The 5,063-nt window shown below is 72.8% G+C and carries 4 protein-coding genes; all 4 read right to left on the bottom strand.

Annotated elements, in window-relative coordinates; genetic code table 11:
- Positions 1-73: 73 nt before the first annotated feature.
- Positions 74-1,063 carry an L-lactate dehydrogenase gene (locus ACFWEJ_RS27165; protein ID WP_377232290.1) on the bottom strand — a complete coding sequence of 330 codons (990 nt, stop codon included), beginning with the start codon at positions 1,061-1,063 and terminating at the stop codon, positions 74-76.
- 9 nt (positions 1,064-1,072) lie between these two features.
- A complete protein-coding gene (locus ACFWEJ_RS27160) occupies positions 1,073-3,151 on the bottom strand; it encodes an ATP-dependent DNA helicase (RefSeq protein ID WP_377232289.1) in 2,079 nt (692 codons plus the stop codon).
- A 79-nt stretch (positions 3,152-3,230) separates the two neighbouring features.
- Complete coding sequence (locus ACFWEJ_RS27155; RefSeq protein ID WP_377232288.1) at positions 3,231-4,145, bottom strand: carbohydrate ABC transporter permease; 915 nt, start codon at positions 4,143-4,145, stop codon at positions 3,231-3,233.
- A gap of 1 nt (position 4,146) precedes the next feature.
- A partial coding sequence (locus tag ACFWEJ_RS27150) for a carbohydrate ABC transporter permease (RefSeq protein WP_377232287.1) occupies positions 4,147-5,063 on the bottom strand: 917 nt, incomplete at its 5' end.

Raw genomic sequence — 5,063 nt, 5'->3', positions numbered from 1 at the left:
GCCGCCGGTTCCCGGTGGCCGGGCCTTTCTCGTGCCCGGACGAGCCAGGTCGACGTCGATCCCGGGGCGGCCCCTAGAACCCGAAGCGCCGCTGCACCGCGCGCACGCTGTCGGCCGACGCGCGCAGCCCGGCCAGCTCGTCGTCCGACATCGGCACCTGCACGGTGCTCGTGACGCCCCGCCGGTCCACGAGGGACGGCACCGACAGGCAGACGTCGCTGATGCCGTGGTAGTCGTCCAGCAGCGAGGACACCGGCATGATCCGGCGCTCGTCCTTGAGCACCGCCTCGATGATGCGGGTCGCGGCCAGGCCGACGGCGTAGTTGGTGGCGCCCTTGCCCGCGATGATCCGGTAGGCCGAGTCGACCACCTCGTGGTGCACCTCCGCACGCACCGCTGCGTCCAGGGGCGCGGCGCCGCCGACCGGCACCCAGTCGAGCAGCGGCACGCCGCCGATCGAGGCGGAGCTCCACAGCGCGATCTCCGAGTCGCCGTGCTCCCCGGCGATGTAGGCGTGCACGTTCCCGACGGCCACCCCGCACCGCTCGGCGAGCACGACGCGCAGTCGCGACGAGTCGAGCACGGTGCCGCTGCCGAAGAGCCGCTCCCGCGGCAGGCCCGAGATCTTGAGGGCCGCGTAGGTCACCACGTCCACGGGGTTGGTCACCATGAGATAGGTCGCGTCCGGCGCCACCTCGACCAGGCCCGGCAGGATGGTGCGCATCAGCCCGATGGTCGCCTCGGCGAGGTCGACGCGGCTCTGGCCGGGCTTCTGCTTGGCGCCCGCCGTGACCACCACGACGTCGGCCCCCTCGCACACCGCCGGGTCGTCCGAGCCGATCACGTGCGCCTGGGACGTGAACATCAGCCCGTGCTGCAGGTCCAGCACCTCGGCGTCGACCTTCTGCCGGTCGATGTCGAGCAGGGCGATGGTGCGGGCCGAGCCGCGGGTCAGCGCCGCGAAGGCGAGCGTCGATCCCACCGCCCCCGCACCCACCACGGCGATCTTGGTGGTGCGGGATCCGGCGGGCTGGGCCGCGGGGACGTCCGAGGGGGCTGCCATGCCCTCAGGCTATGTGTCGAGCCTGGCGAGCGCGGCGCGGACCAGCTTCGGGTCGGTGGTGGGCCAGAACCCGGGCATCGACCGGGTCAGGAACGACGCGTACCGCGCGGTCGCGAGCCGCGGGTCGAGGACCGCCACGACGCCCCGGTCGTCCATGCTGCGCACCAGGCGCCCCGCGCCCTGCGCGAGCAGCAGCGCCGCGTGCTGCGCCGAGACCGCCATGAACCCGTTGCCGCCCGCCTGCTCGACGGCGCGGGCGCGCGCCGCCTTGACCGGGTCGTCGGGACGCGGGAACGGGATGCGGTCGATGAGCACGAGCTGGTTGGACGGCCCCGGCACGTCGACGCCCTGCCACAGGGACAGCGTGCCGAACAGGCACGTGGCCGGGTCCTCGGCGAACTCGCGCACGAGGGTCGGGAGCTGGTCGTCGCCCTGCGCCAGGATCGGGAAGTCCAGGCGCTCCCGCATCGCCTCCGCGGCGGCGTTCGCGGCGCGCCGGGACGAGAACAGCCCGAGCGTGCGGCCGCCGGCGGCCGTGATGAGCTCGGCGATCTCGTCGAGCTGCGCCTCCGTGGTCGGCTCGCGGCCCGGGGCGGGCAGGTGGCGCGCGATGTAGAGGATGCCCTGCTTGGGGTAGTCGAACGGGCTGCCCGCATCGAAGCCGTGCCACGGCGGGGCGTCCGCACCGTTGAGGCCGAGCGTGCCGGCCACGGCGTCGAACGTGCCGCCCAGCGCCAGCGTCGCCGAGGTGAACACGCCCGTCGACTCGCCCAGCAGGTGCGTGCGGATCAGGCCGGCCACGTGCAGCGGGGCGGCGTGCAGCCGTGTCACGTTGTCGCCGAACCCGCCCCAGCCGTTGTCCGGGCGCGAGCACCAGAGCACGTCCGAGGTCGTGTCCTGCGACGCCATGCGCTCGGCCGTCTCGAAGAGCTGGAGCATGGCGCCCTGTGCCATCTTCAGCCCCGGGTCGGGTTGGCCCGCGTCCTTGCCCTTGGCGCCCTTGCCGCCGGCCTCGGGCTTCAGCGTGCTCAGCACCTCGCGCGCGGCGTCGCGCACCGCGCCGACCGCCATGCGCAGCTCGTCCGGCAACCCGCTCGGGAACCGCTCGGCCGGCGCGGTGACCAGCAGGGTGCCGAGGCTCTGCGCCGCCGCGTCGAGCGTGTCGGTGTTGGTGCCCGCGTGCCGCCGGGCCAGCCGCGCCGCGCTCTCCACCGACGCCATGGACAGGTCCACGGTGGCCGACGACGTCACGCGGTCGGTGAGCTCGTGCGCCTCGTCGACCACCACGACGTCGTGCTCCGGAAGCACGCCCGGGCTGCCCGTGGCCGCGATGCCGAGCATGGCGTGGTTGGTGACCACCACGTCCGCCTCGCGGGCTGCGGCCCGGGCCTTGTCCGGGAAGCACTCCGCGAGCATGGGGCACTTGCCGCCCAGGCACTCCATCGCCGTGACGGACACCTGGCGCCAGGCCCGCTCGGGCACGCCGGGCACCAGGTCGTCCCGGTCGCCCGTCTCGGTCTCGCCCGCCCACTCGTGCAGGCGCCGGACGTGGTCGGCGAGCGACGCGCCGTCGTCCCGCCGGCGGCTGCGTGCGGCGCCGCCGGCCGCCTCCTCGGTCTTGGGATGGTCCTCGCCGCCGGGCAGGTCGAAGAGGGTGGTCTCGTCCTCCGGGTAGCCGCCGCCCACCTTGTGCACGCACAGGTAGTTGTGCCAGCCCTTGAGCAGCGCGACGCGTGGCTCGCGCGGCAGCGCCGGCGCGACGGCCTTCGCCACGAGCGGCAGGTCGCGCGTGATGACCTGCCGCTGCAGGGCGAGCGTCGCGGTGGAGACGATGACCTTGGACTGCGCGGCTACGGCGTGCCGGACGGCGGGCACCAGGTACCCGAGCGACTTGCCCGTACCCGTGCCCGCCTGCACCAGCAGGTGCTCGCCCTTGTCGATCGCCTCGCCGACCGCGACGGCCATGCGGTGCTGGCCCTCTCTGCGCCCGCCACCGAGCTGTCCGACGGCGAGGTCGAGCAGCTCCTCCACCTCGGGAATCTCGGCGGAATCGGTGCGTGCGGCAGGTGCGTCGGGAAGGCTGGTCACACGCTCGATCCTAGGCCGGACCACCGACATCCACCCTGCCTCGTCCACAGGTCCGGCCGGGCCCCGGAAGGCCCGCCGGCTACCCCTTCACGGCCCCGCCCAGACCTGCCCCGCTGAGGAACAGTCGCTGGAACGCGAGGAACAGCGCGATGGGCAGCACGGTCGAGATCGCGAGCGCCGCGAGGAACACGTCGAGCTCCAGGTAGGGCGCGATCGCGGGCAGGCGGACGGACAGCGGCTGGTTGTCCGGGTCGGGCAGCACCAGCAGTGGCCAGAGGTAGTCCTTCCAGGCGGCGATCACGGCGAAGACCGAGACGACGCCGAGGATGGGCTTGGACATCGGCAGCACGACGGACCACAGCAACCGGAAGGGTCCGGCGCCGTCGACCCGCGCGGCCTCGAAGACCTCGCGGGGCAGGCCGTCGAAGAACCGCTTGACGAGCAGCACGTTGAACGCGCTGGCGCCCATCGGCAGCCAGACCGCCCAGAACGTGTTGAGCAGGCTGATGTGCAGCAGCGGCACGTCGAGGATGGTGAGGTACAGCGGGACGAGCAGCACGACCGCCGGCACGAAGAGCGTCGCCAGCACCAGGCCGAAGATGAGGTTGCCGTACCGCGGCCGCAGCACGGACAGCACGTAGCCGCCCGTGGTCGCGACCAGGAGCTGGAAGAACCAGGCCCCGACCGCGAGGATCAGCGTGTTGACGAAGTAGTGGTCGATCTCCGCGCGGCCCCACGCGGTGGAGAGGTTGGCCCAGTCGATCCCGTTCGGGAAGAGGCCGAGCGGCTGGCGCAGGGTGTCCTGCGTCGGCGTGACGGCGGCCTTGGCGAGCCAGAGGATCGGCCCGAGCCCGGCGAGGACCAGGGTGACCAGGAGGCCGCCCTGGAGCACGCCGAGCGAGCCCCGTACGCTGGCCCGCCGCCGGTCGTGGGACGAGACGATGCCCCGCTCGGCGACGGCGGGTCCGGCACCCGGCCGGTTGTTTCCTGCCATGTCAGCTGCTCCAGGGTCGGGTCACGCGGAAGTAGATCGCGGACAGGACGGCCAGGACGCCGGCGAGCATGAGGCTCAGGGCGGTCGCGGCCCCGTAGTTGCCGCCGAGGCTGCTGCCGAACGCGTAGTCGTAGATCAGCATGAGGATGGTGAGGGTCGCGTTGTTGGGGCCGCCGCCGGTGAACAGGAACGGCTCCAGGAACACCTGGGAGGTGCCGATGACCTGCAGGATCAGCGTGATGAACAGGACGCCGCGGAGCTGCGGCAGCGTCACGTGCCAGATCTTGCGCCACACGCCCGCGCCGTCCACCTCGGCCGCCTCGTAGAGCTCGGTGCGCACCCCGACGAGGGCGGCGAGGTAGATGATGACGGTGCCGCCGGCCGCGGCCCAGGTGGCCTCCAGCACCAGGGACGGCATGGCGCTGGACGCGTCCTGCAGCCAGGGGAACGGCCCGAGGCCCACCCAGCCGGCGATGGTGTTGAACACGCCGGTGGGCGAGGCGTCGTAGAAGAACTTCCACAGCAGCACGGCCACGACGGGCGGCACGACGACGGGCAGGTACGCGAGCGCCGAGAACAGGCCGCGCATGCGCCGTACCTCGCTCATCAGCACGGCGGCTGCCAGCGGCAGCGGGTAGCCGAACACCAGCGCGAGCAGCGCGAACCACAGGGTGTTGGCCACTGCCTTGCCCAGCAGCGGGTCCTGCAGCACGAACACGAAGTTGTCGAGCCCCACGAACTCGGGGGTCGAGATGAGGTTCGTCTGCTGGACGCTCATGACGAGCGCCCGGCCGATCGGGAACCAGGAGAACACCCCGAAGACCAGGATCATCGGCAGGGCGATGATCAGGGTGCTCAGGCCGCCGTCGCGCAGCCAGTCCCGGGGCGTGCGGCGGGCACGCGGCCGGGGTCCGGACG

It is taken from the genome of Promicromonospora sp. NPDC060204 (assembly GCF_042728455.1).
Taxonomy (GTDB): domain Bacteria; phylum Actinomycetota; class Actinomycetes; order Actinomycetales; family Cellulomonadaceae; genus Promicromonospora.
Note: the sequence above shows the minus strand (reverse complement) of the source record. Positions and strands in the feature narration are given on the sequence as shown.